This window comes from Thalassovita mediterranea, assembly GCF_001458435.1.
GTDB lineage: Bacteria > Pseudomonadota > Alphaproteobacteria > Rhodobacterales > Rhodobacteraceae > Thalassobius > Thalassobius mediterraneus.
The window spans coordinates 165608-182603 of record NZ_CYSF01000018.1; the positions used below are offsets into that span (position 1 = coordinate 165608).

The 16996-nt window shown below is 58.0% G+C and carries 16 protein-coding genes; 11 read left to right on the top strand and 5 right to left on the bottom strand.

Annotation, left to right across the window (positions count from 1 at the left end; genetic code table 11):
- Positions 1-45: 45 nt before the first annotated feature.
- Positions 46-1992: a threonine--tRNA ligase gene (gene thrS, locus TM5383_RS15845; RefSeq protein WP_058320012.1), complete on the bottom strand. Its 1947-nt coding sequence runs from the start codon at positions 1990-1992 to the stop codon at positions 46-48.
- Positions 1993-2177: 185 nt separating this feature from the next.
- A complete protein-coding gene (locus TM5383_RS15850) occupies positions 2178-3119 on the bottom strand; it encodes a branched-chain amino acid aminotransferase (RefSeq protein WP_306345463.1) in 942 nt (313 codons plus the stop codon).
- 101 nt (positions 3120-3220) lie between these two features.
- Between TM5383_RS15850 and TM5383_RS15855 the strand changes: the two genes are divergently transcribed.
- From TM5383_RS15855 to TM5383_RS15870, 4 genes are all read left to right on the top strand, one after another.
- Positions 3221-3961, top strand: coding sequence for an alpha/beta fold hydrolase (locus TM5383_RS15855; protein WP_058320013.1), 741 nt, complete (start codon positions 3221-3223; stop codon positions 3959-3961).
- A gap of 170 nt (positions 3962-4131) precedes the next feature.
- Complete coding sequence (locus TM5383_RS15860) at positions 4132-4596, top strand: VOC family protein (RefSeq protein ID WP_306345464.1); 465 nt, start codon at positions 4132-4134, stop codon at positions 4594-4596.
- 126 nt (positions 4597-4722) lie between these two features.
- On the top strand, positions 4723-5439 hold the full coding sequence (locus TM5383_RS15865; protein ID WP_058320014.1) for an alpha/beta fold hydrolase: 717 nt from the start codon (positions 4723-4725) through the stop codon (positions 5437-5439).
- Complete coding sequence (locus tag TM5383_RS15870; protein ID WP_076400191.1) at positions 5436-5687, top strand: hypothetical protein; 252 nt, start codon at positions 5436-5438, stop codon at positions 5685-5687. The genes TM5383_RS15865 and TM5383_RS15870 overlap by 4 nt, the downstream gene beginning before the upstream one ends.
- A gap of 80 nt (positions 5688-5767) precedes the next feature.
- Here the strand turns inward: TM5383_RS15870 and phaZ are convergent, their stop codons facing one another.
- The gene (gene phaZ / locus TM5383_RS15875) at positions 5768-7075 is read right to left on the bottom strand and encodes a polyhydroxyalkanoate depolymerase (RefSeq protein WP_058320015.1); all 1308 of its coding nucleotides are present in this window, start codon (positions 7073-7075) and stop codon (positions 5768-5770) included.
- Positions 7076-7295: 220 nt separating this feature from the next.
- Here phaZ and phaC point away from each other — a divergent pair, with 220 nt between their 5' ends.
- The 4 genes from phaC to TM5383_RS15895 all read left to right on the top strand — a co-directional run bounded on the left by phaC (position 7296) and on the right by TM5383_RS15895 (position 11399).
- Positions 7296-9089 (top strand): class I poly(R)-hydroxyalkanoic acid synthase, encoded by a 1794-nt coding sequence (gene phaC / locus TM5383_RS15880; protein WP_058320016.1) that lies wholly within the window; start codon positions 7296-7298, stop codon positions 9087-9089.
- Positions 9090-9253: 164 nt separating this feature from the next.
- Positions 9254-9694 (top strand): phasin family protein, encoded by a 441-nt coding sequence (locus tag TM5383_RS15885; protein ID WP_058320017.1) that lies wholly within the window; start codon positions 9254-9256, stop codon positions 9692-9694.
- Positions 9695-9864: 170 nt separating this feature from the next.
- On the top strand, positions 9865-10431 hold the full coding sequence (gene phaR / locus TM5383_RS15890) for a polyhydroxyalkanoate synthesis repressor PhaR (RefSeq protein WP_058320018.1): 567 nt from the start codon (positions 9865-9867) through the stop codon (positions 10429-10431).
- Between the two features lie 2 nt (positions 10432-10433).
- The gene (locus TM5383_RS15895) at positions 10434-11399 is read left to right on the top strand and encodes a LysR family transcriptional regulator (RefSeq protein ID WP_058320019.1); all 966 of its coding nucleotides are present in this window, start codon (positions 10434-10436) and stop codon (positions 11397-11399) included.
- A gap of 61 nt (positions 11400-11460) precedes the next feature.
- Here TM5383_RS15895 and TM5383_RS15900 read toward each other — a convergent pair whose 3' ends face one another.
- Together TM5383_RS15900 and TM5383_RS15905 are read right to left on the bottom strand one after the other, a co-directional pair.
- Positions 11461-12681: a DegT/DnrJ/EryC1/StrS family aminotransferase gene (locus tag TM5383_RS15900; protein WP_058320020.1), complete on the bottom strand. Its 1221-nt coding sequence runs from the start codon at positions 12679-12681 to the stop codon at positions 11461-11463.
- Between the two features lie 139 nt (positions 12682-12820).
- Positions 12821-13270, bottom strand: a complete 450-nt coding sequence (locus tag TM5383_RS15905) for an Lrp/AsnC family transcriptional regulator (protein WP_058320021.1) — start codon at positions 13268-13270, stop codon at positions 12821-12823.
- Between the two features lie 147 nt (positions 13271-13417).
- On the opposite strand from TM5383_RS15905, the gene TM5383_RS15910 reads away from it, so the two are divergent.
- From TM5383_RS15910 to TM5383_RS15920, 3 genes are read left to right on the top strand one after another with little or no spacing between them, the layout of a single operon-like run.
- Positions 13418-14629: a diaminopropionate ammonia-lyase gene (locus TM5383_RS15910; protein ID WP_058320022.1), complete on the top strand. Its 1212-nt coding sequence runs from the start codon at positions 13418-13420 to the stop codon at positions 14627-14629.
- Positions 14622-15800, top strand: a complete 1179-nt coding sequence (locus tag TM5383_RS15915; RefSeq protein ID WP_058320023.1) for a M24 family metallopeptidase — start codon at positions 14622-14624, stop codon at positions 15798-15800. The genes TM5383_RS15910 and TM5383_RS15915 overlap by 8 nt, the downstream gene beginning before the upstream one ends.
- Before the next feature lie 11 nt (positions 15801-15811).
- Positions 15812-16591 carry a maleate cis-trans isomerase family protein gene (locus tag TM5383_RS15920; protein ID WP_058320024.1) on the top strand — a complete coding sequence of 260 codons (780 nt, stop codon included), beginning with the start codon at positions 15812-15814 and terminating at the stop codon, positions 16589-16591.
- Positions 16592-16996: the final 405 nt, after the last annotated feature.

A 16996-nucleotide genomic window follows, 5' to 3' on the forward strand; every position in this document is an offset into this window, starting at 1 on the left:
CAGCGGGGATTCCGCTACGGGCCGTAGGATTCCGGTGTTGAAATGTTACAGAAGGTCCGGCGGAGTCGCTTCTTTCGTGAGCTGTGTAACGATCTCGTCCAAGGTCTGGACCTTGGTCTGTTTCTCGCCAAGGCGGCGGGTCGATACGGTACGCTCTTCCACTTCTTTCAGGCCACAGGCCAGAATGACCGGCACTTTGCCCAGTGAATGTTCACGGACCTTATAGTTGATCTTTTCGTTGCGCAGGTCCGCTTCGGCCCGCACACCTGCGGCGCGCAGGGCTTCGACCACCTCAAGGCAGTAGTCATCTGCATCCGAAACAATCGCCGCCACAACCACCTGACGCGGGGCCAACCAGAACGGCAGTTTGCCTGCGTGTTCTTCGATCAGAATGCCGATGAAACGTTCAAACGATCCCAGGCAGGCCCGGTGCAACATAACGGGGCGGTGTTTGTCACCATCCGCACCGATAAAGCTGGCCTCCAGCCGTTCGGGCAGGTTGGCGTCCACCTGCAGCGTGCCGCACTGCCAGTTCCGACCAATGGCGTCGGTCAGGGTGAACTCCAGCTTCGGACCGTAGAAGGCGCCTTCGCCCTCCAAAATTTCGAAATCATAACCAGCGGCCTTACAGGCGTCGCCTAGCGCGGCCTCCATATTGTCCCAGGTTTCATCGCTGCCGATCCGCTTTTCAGGGCGGGTGGACAGTTTGATGGTCCAGTTGTGGAAGCCAAGGTCGGCGTAGACCTTGGACAGGAAGGCGATGAATTTCGCGGTTTCAGATGTGATCTGATCCTCAGCACAGAAGATGTGGCCATCGTCCTGCGTAAAACCACGCACCCGCATGATACCATGCAGTGCGCCCGAAGGTTCATAACGCGCACAAGAGCCGAACTCGGCCATGCGCAGCGGCAGATCGCGGTAGGATTTCAGACCTTGGTTGAACACCTGAACGTGGCAGGGACAGTTCATCGGTTTCAACGCGTTCACTGCCTTTTCGCGGGCGTGATCTTCGTCCACCTCAACGATGAACATGTTCTCCTGATACTTGTCCCAGTGGCCGGATTTTTCCCACAGCTTGCGGTCAACGACCTGCGGGGTGTTCACCTCGACATAACCATCCTTGTCCTGCATGCGGCGCATGTAGTCTTGCAGGGTGGTGTAAATGCGCCAGCCGTTCGGGTGCCAGAAGACCTGACCGGGCGCCTCTTCCTGCATGTGGAACAGACCCATTTCTTTGCCCAGCTTGCGGTGGTCGCGTTTTGCGGCCTCTTCCAGCATGGTCATATGGGCCTTCAGATCCTTGCGGTTTTTGAACGCCACGCCATAGATCCGCTGCAGCATCGGGCGGTCGCTGTCACCCAGCCAGTAGGCACCAGCCACATGGGTCAGCTTGAAGCCATCCGCAGGCACCTGACCGGTGTTTTGCAGGTGCGGACCACGGCACAGATCCTGCCAATCGCCATGCCAGTACATGCGCAGGTCTTCGCCTTCGGGGATGCGGTTGATCAGCTCGACCTTGAAGGGTTCGTTGTTGTCTTCGTAATGTTTGATCGCGCGAGCGCGGTCCCAGACTTCGGTTTTCACCGCGTCGCGGGCGTTGATGATGTCCTTCATCCGCGCTTCAATGGTGCCGAGGTCTTCGGGCGTGAACGGCTCTTCGCGGTCGAAATCGTAGAACCAGCCGTGATCGCGCACCGGGCCGATGGTCACTTTGACGTCGGGCCAGATTTCCTGAACCGCGCGGGCCATGATGTGGGCCAGATCGTGACGGATCAGCTCCAGCGCCTGTTCATCGTCCTGCAGGGTGTGAATGGCGATTTGCGCATCTTCGTTGATCGGCCATTGCAGATCCCAATGTGCGCTATTGATGCTGGCAGAAATTGCCTTTTTGCCCAGCGATTTAGAGATGTCGGCTGCGACCTCTGCGGCGGTTACGCCTGCGTCATAGGAACGTGCATTGCCATCGGGGAAAGTAAGAGAGACTTGAGCCATTTATTCGGCCTCCTCGTCAGTTTGGCGCCCACGGAACGCCCGGTTGCGGGTTATATGTGTGCGCCCCTTTTGATCCTGCGCACGGGGCAAGTCAAGCGAGGTGCAGCGATTGAACATAGAAAAGCCCCACCTGTGACGGGCGGGGCTGTTTAATTGCGGGATTTACGGGGCGGGATTAACGGGGGTTAGGCCGCGCTGCTATGCGCAAATTCCCAATACAGCGCGCGTGCGCGCAGGCTGATCGGGCCAATGCCCAATTCACGATCGTCGAGTTTTGAGACAGGCATCACCTTGGCGATGTTGCCGGTTGCAAAAATCTCATTCGCGTCGCGGAAATCCTCTACCGTCAGGGTGGTTTCCTGCACTTCGATCCCGTCGGCGCGCAACAGGCCGATCACCCGCTGGCGTGTCAGACCGTTGAGGAAACAGCCGGTGGGCGCAGGTGTGAACACCACGCCATCGCGCACCAGAAACACGTTGGTGGATGCGGTTTCGGCGACATTGCCGTCGATATCCAGCGACAGCGCGTTGGAAAATCCGCGCGCGCGGGCATAGGCCATGATGCGACCGTTGTTGGCGTAAAGCGAACCGGCCTTCGCCTCGGTCAGGGCCATGTCCTGACGCGGGCGGCGATAGGGGGCCACGGTCAGCGAAAAGCCCTCGGTGCCCGGCATCGCCATCTCCTCGATGCAGATGGCGAAAGCGCTGCTGGTCGGGTCCAGATCAATCACCCCCGCGCCGCTTTCGGTCGCCCACATCATCGGGCGAATATACAGCTGCGCCTGCGGATCCATCTGCGCCACCTTTTCACGCACCAGTCCTGCCACCTCGTCGCCGGTGGTGCAGGGCGTCATGCCCATCGCCTCGGCCGAGCGGATCAAACGGGCGCAGTGCAGGTCCAGATCGGGCATCACACCCTCAAAGGCGCGCGCACCGTCAAACACTTGGCTGCCTAGCCACGAAACATGATCCGCCGCACGAATGATCGGGGTGTTTTCATCCCGCCATGCACCTTCAAACCACGTGTAAATATTGCCCTTGCCGACCGCCATTTTCGCCTCTTTCCGTAGAACCCCGGTGTCATACAGGATCGGGTGGGGAAAACAAAACAGGTTTTCTGTGATCATTGCGTGAGGTTTTTTAAACGCATTAGACGGTCGTCTGCATGCGGGTTCGGCTTTTCCCTTTGTAAACCAGCGGGTAACGTGGCCAAAAATCGGAGGCCACAATGAAATTTCTCGACACCCCGCAGGGGCGCCGCATCGCCTATAACCAGACCGAAGGGCAGGGGCCGACAATCCTGTTCTGTTCCGGGCTCAAATCCGACATGGAGGGCACCAAGGCTGTCCACCTAGAGGCCTGGGCGCAAGAGAAGGGCTATCCCTTTGTGCGCTTTGACTATTCCGGCCATGGCATCAGCTCCGGTGAGTTTGCCGAGGGCGCGATTGGCGATTGGCATGAGGATACCCTTGCGATTGTCGATCAGGTCATTGACGGCCCCATTATTGTGGTCGGCAGTTCGATGGGCGGTTGGCAGGCGTTGCTTCTGGCCAAGGCACGGCCAGAGCGGATTGCGGGCATGGTCACCATCGCGGCTGCGCCGGATTTCACCGAAGATGGCTACTGGGCCAGCTTCACCGACGATCAAAAGGCGTCACTGGAAACAGAAGGCCATGTGGCGATCCCGTCGGAGTACGACGAAGATTACATCATCACCAAACGCCTGATCGAAGAGGGACGCAGCCGTTTGGTGCTGCGCGATCCGCTGTCGCTGCCGTTTCCTGTGCGGTTCCTGCAGGGCACAGAGGATACAGCCGTCCCAACCGCAACCGCCGTGCGTCTGCTGGAACATGCAGAGGGCGACGATATTCGCCTGACTTTGGTGAAGGGCGCGGATCATCGGTTTTCCGATCCAGAATGCCTGGCCCTGATCGCGAAGTCGGTCAAAATCGTTTTGGCGCGTCAGTAATATCTATCCTCAGTGCGCCCCGGTGGTGGGATCGGGGCGTGCTGTTCAGTGATGCGTGTCATGCGGCCTTTCCTGTTATGGCGTTGGCGGTGTCCTTGGAATTGATTTTTATCGTCGATTTGTTAATGTTCACTTAATGTTCTTATGATTTATTGAAGAAAGACGAAAATATGATGGAGCAACGCATTTCACTGATCACTCTGGGCTGCCGTGATGTGGCCGCGCAGACAGGGTTTTATACCGCCATGGGCTGGCGGCAGGTCGAAACGCCCGATGGCATCGTGGTTTTTGATCTGTTGGGGCAGGTACTGGGGCTCTATCCGTTGGCTGCTTTGGCAGAGGATATGGAGGTGTCTGAAGATCAAATTGTAAATGCACAGGTCACTGATACGGCGCGATTTGCCCCAGTGACCTTGGGCTACAATACTGCGACCCGCGAAGAAGTGGACGCCGTGATTTCTACCGCTGAAAACGCTGGGGCGACTGTGTTGAAACGTCCGGCAGAGGTGTTTTGGGGCGGCTATCACGGCTATTTCGCCGACCCTGAAGGCACGGTCTGGGAAGTGGCGCATAACCCGTTTTCCACCTTGGGACCGAACGGTGAATTCCGCTGGAACGGCTATTCGGCTGTTTGATCTTCCTGCGATTTTTGCGGTCGCTGGGTCATCTCCCTCTGACCCATTGACAGTTCGCGCCGTGCCGCACAGGTTTGGCGCGCTGTTGGATGGCAGCACAGTTTTTTGTTAGGGGTGAGGGATTAGATGCCGCAAGAGCCAATTGTTTTGTTGCCTGGCATGATGTGTGATGCGCGGATGTATGCCCCGCAGCTAGAGGTGTTGAGCCGTATGGCGCCAACCACCGTCGCGCCGATCTGCTATGGGGACCGGATCGAAGAGATTGCACAGGGGTTGCTGGACCAGCTGCCGGCACGTTTTGCCCTGGCGGGGTTGTCGATGGGGGGCATCGTGGCGATGGAAATCCTGCGCCGCGCGCCTGATCGTGTCAGTCGGATTGCCCTGATGGATACCAACGCATTGGCGGAAACCCCGCAGTCCGCGACGGTTTATGAACCGTGGATTATCGCGGCGAAATCGGGCCGGTTCGATGATGCGCTGCGCGAAATGATGCGGCCCGATTTTCTGGCGCAGGGGCCCAAGCGTATGGCTGTACTGAACCAGTTTTTCGAAATGGCGCAGGATTTTGGGCCCGATGTGTTTGTGCGCCAATGCCGCGCGTTGCAACGCCGCCGTGACATGCAGTCTGCCTTGCGTCGCTGCAAGGTGCCTGCGCTGGTTCTATGCGGTGCCGAAGATCGCATGACACCAGTAAAGCGGCATCAATCTATGGCGCAATTGTTGCCTTACGCGCAGCTGCAAATCATCGAAGGCGCTGGGCATTTGCCAACGCTGGAACAGCCTGACCAAGTCACAGAGGCATTGCTGGGTTGGTTGAAACAGCCCTATGTGCTGACCCAGTGACCGCACCGAAACACCGCTCAACCCCTAGGTGGCGCCTGCGCTATCGCTATTTACGAAGGCTGATTGCACGTCGGGTGCCCCCGGGGGCGCGGCTGGCACTTGGCCTGTTGCTGATGGCAATGGGTGTGGTCGGTTTTCTGCCTGTTGTCGGGTTCTGGATGCTGCCGTTAGGGGCGGCGATTGCGATGATGGACCTGCGCCCGATTTGGCGTTGGATGCGGCGGTTGTTTTCAAAACACTCTGGCTGACTGCAACATCGGCACAAACGAAAACAGCGCAGCCGACGTATCGTCGTGCTGCGCTGTTGCGTGTCGGCCAAAGTGCCGCGTTATTTTGCGGCTTTGGTCGGTTTGTTTGCCGCCTTGGGGGTCGGTTTAGCGGTTTTGGCCTTGGCCTTTTTGCGCGGCCCGGCATTGGCGTCGATAAATTCCAGCACCAGCGGGCGGATGTTGTTGCGCCAGCTTTTGCCAGCAAAGATGCCGTAGTGGCCCGCGCCCGGTTCCAGATGGCTGGCCTTCATATCGTCCGGCAGACCAGTGCACAGATCCAGTGCCGCCACACATTGGCCCGGGGCGGAAATGTCGTCATCCGCACCTTCGACGGTCTTCACGGCAACATTGGTGATCTTGGCGATATCGACAGGCTTGCCCTCAATGGTGAAGGCATTTTTGGCGATTTCCCCTTTCTTAAAGATCCGGTCGACGGTGCTAAGGTAGAATTCTGCAGTCATATCCATCACCGCAAGATATTCATCATAGAACCGGTTGTGAGCGTCGTGATCGGACGCTTCGCCCTTCATCACACGCTGGATCTGTTCGGAAAACGCCTTGGAATGGCGGTCTGCATTCATCGACATGAACGATGACAGCTGCAACAGCCCCGGATAGACCTTGCGACCGACACCTTTGTATTTGAAACCAACACGTTGGATCATCATTTGTTCCAGCTGCCCCATGGTGACGCGGTGGCCAAAATCGGTCACATCGGTTGCGTTGGCATCTGGATCGATCGGGCCGCCAATCAGGGTCAGCGACCGTGGTTGGGCATCGGGTTCCTCACCTGCCAGATAGGCCGTGGCCGCCAGCGTCAGCGGTGCGGGCTGGCAGACGGCGATCACATGTGTGTCGGGCCCCAGATGGCGCATGTAATCCACCAGATAGAGGGTGTAATCCTCGATATCGAATTTACCAGCGGACACAGGGATATCGCGGGCATTGTGCCAGTCGGTGATGTAAACTTCGCAGTCGGGCAGCAGTGAAATAACCGTGGATCGCAGCAGGGTCGCGTAGTGACCCGACATCGGTGCCACCAGCATCACCTGACGCGGTTTGGTTTCGCGGCCCATCACCTTGAAATGGATAAGGTCGCCAAAATCGCCCTCAACCACGGTTTCGACGTTGACCAGATGGTCTTTGCCATCTTCGCAGGTAAAGGAATGAATGCCCCAGTCGGGCTTCGCCACCATGCGCTGAAAGCTGCGCTCGGTCACTTCGCCCCAGGCGGCCATCCATTGCAGGGCTGGATTGGGAACCATTGCAAAGGCTGGATAGGATGCAAAGGATAGGGCAGAGGCCCCAAGCCATTGGTTGGTATTGCGGAGGGTTTCCATAAGGTCGTAGGTGGCCATGTAACGCATAGGCGTCTCCTTCTCCTGTCCCGGGGTTTATCGGATCCGGTTCATCCTTGTTCCATTTTTGTGCCAACCTGACGTGTTAACAGGGCTTATGGCAATCCAGTCTTTGAGTCTGTGCCATGTTGTCTTAGGGTCATGGTATCGCAGGACCGTTAACAAAAGGACACGTTTGTAGCGGACAGTAAATGCTGCACAGCAGCAAAACTAGGGGGGAATCGGTGATATGACAACAAAAGAGGTTGATCACAGCGCAGATTTGGAACGGCTGGAACAGAATTTGGCTCGGGTCGAAGACCTGTCAAAGCGCTTTGTTGCGGCCCTTGCCCGTCGCAATCCCCCTAATGCTCAGCTGTCTGCACCAGATCAGGATGTGTTCGTCAAAGCGGCTGGTCACTATTGGGCCAACATGATGCAGGATCCGGCCAAGTTGTTTGAAAATCAGCTGGAATTCTGGGGTAACTCGGTCAAACACTACCTTGAGGCCAGTCAGGCACTGGCAAAGGGCAAGTTGGAGGCGCCTACCGATCCGACCCCTACGGATCGCCGGTTTTCCAACCCCCTTTGGCAGACCCACCCCTATTTTAACTACGTCAAACAACAATACATGATGAACGCGGACGCTGTGCGCACTGCGGTCGCAAATGTTGAGGGTTTGGGCGAAGTTGATCGCAATCGGCTGAAATATTTCAGCGAACAGATCGTCGATATGATGTCGCCGACCAATTTTCTGGGCACCAACCCCGATGCGCTGGAACGCGCGATCGCGACAGAAGGGGAAAGCTTGGTCAAAGGTCTGGAAAATCTGGTTGCGGACCTAGAGGCGAACAATGGTGAAATGCTGGTGCGCCTGTCGGACGAAAGCGCCTTTGAACTGGGGCGCAATGTGGCGACGGCGAAGGGATCGGTGGTTTATCGTAATCACATGATGGAATTGATCCAATATGCACCAACCACCGATCAGGTGCATGCGACGCCTTTGGTGATTTTCCCGCCGTGGATCAACAAATTCTATATTTTGGACCTCAAAGAGCAGAACAGCCTGATCCGCTGGATTACCGATCAGGGGTATACACTGTTTGTGGTCAGCTGGTTCAATCCCCGCCCCGAAGACAAAGACATCGGGATGGAGGATTATATCGAACAGGGCTATCTGGAAGCGTTCCGTGTGGTGAAAGAGATCACCGGTGAAAAGCAGGTGAACACCGTTGGCTACTGTATTGCAGGCACCACGCTGCATCTGACGCTGGCTCTGCTGAAAAAACGTGGTGATAAAACGGTGAAATCCGCCACCTTCTTTACCGCGCTGACTGATTTTGGCGAACAGGGTGAATTCACCCCATTCCTTCAGGATGATTTTGTTGACGGGATCGAGGATGAGGTTGCCCAGCAGGGTATCCTGCGTAGCTTTATCATGGGGCGCACCATGAGCTTTCTGCGCTCCAACGATCTGATTTATGGCCCCGCGATCAAAAGCTACATGATGGGCGAGGCACCGCCGGCCTTTGATCTGCTCTATTGGAACGGCGATGGGTCGAACCTGCCAGGGCGCATGGTCATGCAATATCTGCGCGGGCTGTGTCAGGGCAATGAATTCGTTGGTGACGGCTATAAAGTTCTGGGGGAAACCCTGCATGTGTCTGACGTTGATATTCCGTTGATGTCGGTTACCTGCGAAACGGATCATATTGCCCGTTGGAAGGATTGTTATCGCGGTTTCCAGCAGACTGGCGCCAAGAACAGGACCTTTATTGTCAGTCAGTCTGGCCATATCGCGGGCATCGTGAACCCGCCCAGCAAAAAGAAATACGGCCATTACACCAACACCGATCTGGATGCGGATGCGAACGGCTGGATGGAGGGCGCAACCTTCCACGAAGGCAGCTGGTGGCCCCGTTGGGAGGCGTGGCTGGACAAGAAGTCAGGCAAGATGGTTCCTGCACGGGTTCCGGGGGATTCGGGTTATCCCGCGCTTGACCCAGCCCCGGGTCGTTATGTTGCCGTAAAGGCAACTATCTGATTTTACTTATTTTCTAAAATTTCTTTCTGCGCCGCAGCAAAAATCCTTGATTTGCTGCGGCGCAGCAATCATATTGGGTGTAAGATTGAATGACACCCCAACCGCAGATGGCGACGCATTACCCCATCCCTCATGCCATTGCGGATCAGACAAGGAATAGAAACATGGCCAAGACCCAAGATTTCACCGCGATGATGAAAGACATCATGGGCGCGTTCCCCGTTGACACCAAAGCCGTTGAAGATGCCTTCAAAACCCAAGCTGCGCTGAACGAAAAGCTGACCTCTGCCGCGCTGACCGCTGCCGAAAAATCGTCGGAACTGTCCAGCAAATGGACCAAAGACACCCTGGCGAAGCTGGGCGACGTTGCCAAAGTTAAAGAAGAGCCGTCCGATTACGCCAAGGCGCTGGGTGATTTCGCATCCGCACAGGCAGAAACCGCTGCTGAAAACATGGCTGCTTTCGCTGAGATCGCCAAAAAACTGCAGAGCGAAACCGTTGAGCTGATGATGGCCGCTGGCAAAGACATGAGCGAAGAAGCTTCTGCAGCTGTTCAGAAAGCCGCGAAAGACGCGACTGCTGCTGCCAAGAAAGCAGCGAAATAAGACTGGCTCCGGCCAGCACGTTTTTCTGCCCCTCCTCCCGGCAGAAATTCGGCGCATCATTCCTCCTCCCAGATGCGCCAAGAGCGGGCTTTCCCAAGCCCGCTCTTTACTTTTGTTTCTGCACTCGCATAGAGTTTTCTGTGCCGTGACAAACCTGTGGGAGGACCTCCGTGGCAGATGACAACACTCCGCTGCTGATCAAGCGCTATGCCAGCCGCCGTCTTTATAATACGGAGACCAGCGATTATGTGACGCTGGAGGACATCGCCGGTTTCATCCGCGATGGCCGCGAGGTTCAGATCGTTGATCTGAAATCAGGGGATGACCTGACACGGCAGTATCTGCTTCAAATCATTGCTGAACATGAAAGCCGCGGTGAAAACATCCTGCCGGTGAATGTGCTAACCGATCTGGTCCGCACCTATAGCAGTCAGGCTGAATCGATGGTGCCGCAGTTCCTGCAGGCCTCTTTCGAGATGCTGCGCGATGGTCAGTCCAAGATGATGGAAAACATGACCAAGGCCAGTCCGATGGCCAGCATGCCCGGCTTTGAAATGCTGCAAGCGCAGCAGGAAGCCTTTATGAAGGCGATGACGCAGGGCATGGCTGGTGGTTGGGCAGGCGGTAGCACCGCACCCGAAGCACCCGCAGCCAAATCCGACGACGGCGAAGATCTGGATGAGATCAAAGCCCAGCTGGCGGATCTGCAATCCAAGCTCAGCAAACTGGGTAAATAAACATGGTCGACAGCCCCGGTCGTATCACGCTTTGGGGCGTCGAAGTTTTTGTCGCAACCGCCGAAGAGGGATCTATCTCGGCGGCAGCGCGCCGTTTGGGGGCCAGCCCCTCGGCGGTATCACAGCAGCTGACCAATCTGGAAAACGCCTTGGGCGCGACGTTGCTAAGCCGCAACGCGCGCCCTGTTGCGCTGACCCCGGCGGGGGATTTGTTTCGTCGGCGGGCCAGTGTGATGTTGAATGAGGCGGCGCTGGCACGGGCTGAATTGGCGATGGCCGATATGGCGCAGCTGACGCGGTTCCGTTTAGGCATGATCGAAGATTTCGAAGCCGACGTCACACCCGCGCTTTTGACCCATCTGGCGGCGGAATTGCCGCAGTGCCAGTTCCAGCTGGACACAGGCGCCAGTCACACGTTGTTTGATCAGCTAGAAGCGCGGGCATTGGACGTGATCGTTGCCGCAGAGATGGGGGCCGAGACGGACTGGGTTGAGGTGCATCCGCTGCTGGAAGAGGGATTCGTGGTCGCCGCGCCTAAGGGGATGATTGACCACAGCGGTGATCTGGCGGCGCAGCTACAGGCGCGGCCTTTGGTGCAATATACAACGCGCCATCACATGGGCAGGCTGTTGGCCGCGCATCTGGCGCGGCAGAACCTGCAACTGGATCATCGGTTCGAATTGGACAGCTATCACGCCATTCTGGCGCTTGTTGCCGAAGGTGTCGGGTGGACCATCCTAACCCCGCTGGCGCTGCACCGCGCGCGGCGGTTTGCCCGCGATCTGGATGTGTTTGAACTGCCCTTTGCACCGCTGTCGCGGCGCATTTCGCTCTTTGCGCGGCGTGACAGCCTGCAGGATATGCCTGCGCAGGTCGCCGGTGCGATGCGCGACATTCTGCAACGTCAGATCATTGCGCCCAACGTGGCGGCGCATCCATTTATGCACGATGTGTTGGCCGCCATCTGACCCCACCGCCGCTGCGGGGGCGTAGGGGACAGATGAGTATTTTTAGAACATTGAAAGGGGCTTAGGCAGGCGCCATGGCCTTGGTGTTGCCGCGCACGTCTTGGGCCGCTTTGATCAGGGCGTCTGCGATGACGTCAATCTCTGGCAGGGTCAGGCGGGCGGGCAGGCGGGCATCGCAGGCGCGCATCAACATGGCGCGGGTTTTGGGCAGGCTGGGCGCCTTGCCCAGAAATTCCCAGTTCCAGAAGGCGCGGGCGTTGTCAGTCGACAGGCCAAAGACCTGCACCTTTACGCCACGCTTGGCTGACGCTTCTTGGAAGGCTTTCACCTCATCCTCTTCCATGCCGACCAGATTGAACTGGATCGAATCCGGCGCGCGTTCCTCTGGCGCCAGTTTTTCCGGAACGGTGATCCATGGTGACAATTCCAACTTATCTGCCAGATAGTCGTGGTTGCGGCGGCCATCGTTGACGCGACGCTGCAATTCACCGATTTGCGACCGCACCACAGCCGCTGACAGGTTGCCAAGGCGTAGGTTGTAAAGCGGCAGCTTGTTCTGCCAGCGGTCAAAGGCGGCCTGCAGCTCTGCCTCATCCTCGGGCGTGCGGGCCAGATGGGCCTTCCAGTTGTGTTCATAGGCGCCGGACATGATGGTGGCCTGTGCCAGAATATCCGCATCATCGGTGATCAGAATGCCACCCTCGCCGGAATTCAGCATTTTGTAGCTTTGGAAGGAGAAACAGCCGATTTTGCCCAGCGTGCCGATGTTTTTGCCGTGCCATTTGGTGCCCAGCGAATGCGCTGCATCCTCAACCACTGGCACGCCACGTGCGGCGGCCAGTTCCATGATTGCATCCATGTCGGACGTGTGGCCGCGCATGTGCGAAATCATCACCGCGTCAATGCTATCGTCCAGCTTGGCGGCGAAATCATCCATATCGATCCGGTAGTTATCGCCCACCTCGGCCAGCACAGGCACGCAGTCTGCATGCACAATCGACGACGGCACAGCCGCAAAGGTAAAGGCGGGGATCAGCACCCGTGCGCCGGGTTTCAGGCCCAGCGCCTTCAACGACAGGAACAGCGCAGCTGAGCAAGAGGAGACGGCTAGCGCGTATTTAGCCCCCAAAGCATCGGCAAAATCGCGTTCCAGCAGCGACACAGGGGCGTCTTTGCCCGCCGTGTAGCGAAACAGATCGCCCGAGTTCAGCAGCCGCTCGATCTCGGCGCGGGCGGTTTCGGGAATGGGTTCTGCGTCGTAGACGTTTGGGGGCAAAGTCATCAGATCTTCGGCTTTCCTGAAATTCATCTTTGGGAAAGCTAAAACAAACCGGATCGAATGCAAAATGAAATAATCACGACACCTGCCGCGGCATGGTGTCCGCGCCGCGCGTCAGCTGTCCAAAGCAGGTAAGAATGGGTTACAAAACGTCCAGAGAGGCCTTCACCCGATCCATGACAACAGCGGTCTTGAAGCGGCTGATGTTTGATTCATCAAAGAAGTGTGCCTGGGTGAACGCTTCGTATTCCTTGATGTCTTGCACCGTCAGGATCAGCAGAAAATCCGCTTCGCCGGTGGTGTAGTAACACTGCTGCACACAGGGCGCATCGCGCATTTTGCGTTTGAATTCATCCAGATGGGCACGGCTTTCGCGTTCAAGGATGACCTCGACAATTATGGTCATGTCGCGGCCCAATTTGGATGGGGACAGCACGGCGATTTCGCGTTCAATGGCGCCGGTTTCGCGTAGCTTCTTCAGCCGTTTTTGCACGGCAGGGGGGGATAGGCCGACGTCCTGACTGATCGCTTCCGCCGTGAGGCGTGCGTTGCGTTGCATCAGGCGCAGGATATCCAAGTCTTTGCTGTCCATGTTCCGAAATTGATCGCCAAATTAGATATTGGCAATAAATTTCTTACCCGCGCGCGCGATCAATTATCACTGTCTTCGTCTTTGTGGTCCTAAAGTGGGCGGAACAGACCCGCAAGACGGCCAAGAGACTGGCCGGGAGGAGTATTCATGCAAACCCAGTTCATCAGTGTTTTTGCCGCAGCCAATATTCAACACGTTGCTGGTGCCCCCCATGCGGGGCGCGCGGCGTTTGAGGTGCTGTCTGAACAGGATTTCGATCGCGCGGTGGGGGAAATCACCTCTTGGCAGGGGTACGCGGCGACGCCGTTGGTTTCACTTGCGGGGCTAGCGGATCAAATCGGTGTCGGCCGGATTGATTACAAACACGAAGGGCCGCGCTTTGGGTTGGGCAGCTTCAAGGCATTGGGCGGCGCCTATGCTGCGATGCGTGTTCTGCAGCGTGAACTGACCGCACGGTTGGGACACGAGGTCAGCCTAAGTGATATTCGCGATGGCCGTTACAGCGCCGAATGCGCGCAGATCACGCTGGTGTCGGCCACCGATGGCAATCACGGCAGGTCACTGGCCTGGGGCTGTCAGCGTGTGGGTGCCCCCTGTCGGATCTATATCCATGCCGAGGTCAGCGAAGGCCGGGCCGAGGCTATGCGCGCCCTTGGCGCCGATGTGGTGCGTATTTCGGGGGATTACGATGCCTCGGTCGATCTGGCGAAATCCGAGGCAGCGGCAAACGGTTGGTTTGTGGTCTCTGACACCTCATGGCCGGGCTATAGCGAACCGCCCCGTGACGTGATGGCAGGCTACGGCGTTATGACGCGCGAGGCCTGTGATGCAATGGCCAAACCGCCCACCCATGTGTTCCTGCAAGGCGGGGTCGGGGGGCTGGCGGCGTCGGTCGCTGCGGCCTTGCGGCAGTATTACGGCGCTGATGCCCCGCGGGTGATCATCGTAGAGCCCGAGCTGGCCGCCTGCCTTTATGAAAGCGCACAGTCTGGCACAGCCACTACCGTCGCCATTGCCGAGGAAACGATCATGGCGGGCCTATCCTGCGGTGAACCGTCGGAAATGGCGTGGCAGATCCTGCACGAAGAGGCGGCAGATTTCCTGACCATCCCCGATAGCATCGTGGCCCCCACGGTGCGTCTGTTGGCGCGACGCTACACCGGTGATCCGCTGGTAGAGGCGGGCGAAAGCGCGGTTGCAGGTCTGGCCGCCCTAATCGCGGCCCGCCAGTCGCCGGACCTGTCGCAGGCGCTGGGATTGGACGGTGCATCGCGGGTGTTGCTGATCGGATCCGAAGGGGTGACAGACCCCGACATTTTCGCCGCCATCATGGCTGAGGCAGAGGCCGAACATGTCTGACGCGGCAGGTGCCACGCCCCAGCGCGGATTTGAGGCGGCGGAGTTTGCCGCCCGTTTAGCACGTGCGCAGGCCCTGATGGCTGCAGAGGGCATCGCGGGCCTTTTGCTGATGACAGAGGCCGAGGTGCGCTATTTCAGCGGTTTTCACACCCTGTTCTGGCAAAGTCCGACGCGGCCTTGGTTCTTGTTCGTTCCGGCTGAGGGTAAACCAATTGCCGTGATCCCCGAAATTGGCGCGGCCCTGATGCGGCAAACTTGGGTAGAAGATATTCGCACATGGTCCGCCCCCGCGCCGCAGGATGACGGGATCAGCCTGTTGCAGGATTTGTTGTCGTCTTATGCGGCGCAAGGCGCGCAGATCGGGGTGATGAAGGGGCATGAAACCGCGCTACGCATGCCGCTTGGGGACTATGAACGGTTGATCGCCAGCCTGCCGGGGCTTCGGCTGTGTGATGCCACCTCGTTGGTGCGCAGTCTGCGCATGGTCAAGTCAGAGGCAGAGATCGCCAAACTGTCCCACATCTGCGCCATTGGATCGCGCAGCTTTGCTGCCGTGCCTGACATCGCCCACGAAGGCCAGCCGCTGGAGGATCTGTTTCGTGCGTTTCGCCGCGAAGCACTGGCGCAGGGCGCGGATGATGTGCCCTATCTGGTCGGCGGCGCGGATCAGGGGGGCTATCATGATGTGATCTCTCCTCCGTCACGTAGACCGCTGCGGGCGGGTGATGTCGTCATGCTGGACACAGGCGCCACGTGGGATGGTTATTTTTGTGACTTTGATCGCAATTTCGCCATTGGCAGCGCCGATGATCTGTCACGCCGCGCCTACGACACCCTATGGCGCGCAACAGAGGCGGGGATCGACGCTGCGCGTCCCGGCGCAACCTGTCGCGGGGTGTTTGACGCGATGCGGGCGGTGATTGCAGACATGGACGATCAAGGTGGCGACGTGGGCCGGTTGGGGCATGGGCTGGGCACGCAGTTGACCGAATGGCCGTCCTTTGCGGGGTTTGACGAAACCGTTCTGGAAGCAGGGATGGTGCTGACGCTGGAACCCTCGCTGGGCTACGGGGCAGGGCGGATCATGGTGCATGAGGAAAACATCGTCCTGCGTGCCGATGGTGCGCATCTGTTGACAGAGCGCGCCGCGCCGGAACTGCCGGTAATCTGAAAGGAGGGCGGATGAAGCTGGATTTTGAAACCGATGGCGGGATCGGCAACCGCGCCAATCTGGGGGTGATCGTTCTGGAAACGGACGAAACGCTGGAATGGGAGTTTGCCCGCATGATCGCCCATGAGGATGTCGCGCTTTATCATAGCCGCATTCCGATGGTGGCCGAAATTCAGCCAGACACACTGGCCCGTATGGAAACGGATTTGCCTGCGGCAACACGGCTGCTGCCGCCCACGCTTGACTTTGATGTGATCGGATATGGCTGCACCTCTGCTGCCACGGTGATTGGATCCGACCGTGTGGCGGCGCGGGTGCAACAGGTGTTTCCCCGCGCGCGCGTCACCGATCCACTGGCGGCCATTATCGCCGCAACCCGCAGCCTTGGCGCTGCCCGTATCGGTTTTTTGACCCCTTACGTGCCCGAGGTGTCGCAGCGCATGCGGCAGAAGCTGCAGGATGCGGGGCTGGAAATTGCCAGCTTCGGATCGTTCGAAGAGAGCAATGACCACACCGTTGCCCGCATCACCGAGGCATCGATTGCACAGGCGGTGCGCGCCGTTGCGAATGCCGCGGCCAGTGATGGGTCGTGTGATGCCGTGGTCATCTCCTGCACCAACTTGCGCTGCCTGCAGATCATTCCCGAGATCGAGGCCGAGATTGGCGTACCGGTGCTATCCAGCAACACTGCACTGGCCTGGCACATGCAGCGCCTGGCGGGGATTAATGAGCGTAAGCCGCAGTTTGGTCGTTTGTTTTGCTCCCCGCTATGCCCCAAGATGACGCCTTAGCCAGCGGCGGCACTGCGACAAAGGAAATCAGTTCACCGTTCTTCTGCGATTCGGCGACAAAAGTAGAAGGCCGAGACTTTTACCGAAGGTGAAAGGGGCCGGCAGGGTCTACCGCTCCTAGAGAAAGCCAAAAGCTGAGGCGTTTCTAGTGTGTTACTTTGGGAAGGGGTGCCCCGGGGGCTGCTGGGTATGACCCTTCTGTTCCCGTTACAGGCACCGCATCAGCTTAAAACCTCAGCTAAACAACGGTTATCGACCCCAGAGATAAACCGTCAAGAGGCACCTCTTGTTCTACGGTATGTTCTACGGTGTCTGTAAGCCCATGGGACGAGCTGTCGGGGTCGATAAGGACAGCTTGCGACCTTGACTGTATCGGACTGGATATTGCGTTCCAGTGCTCTCTCA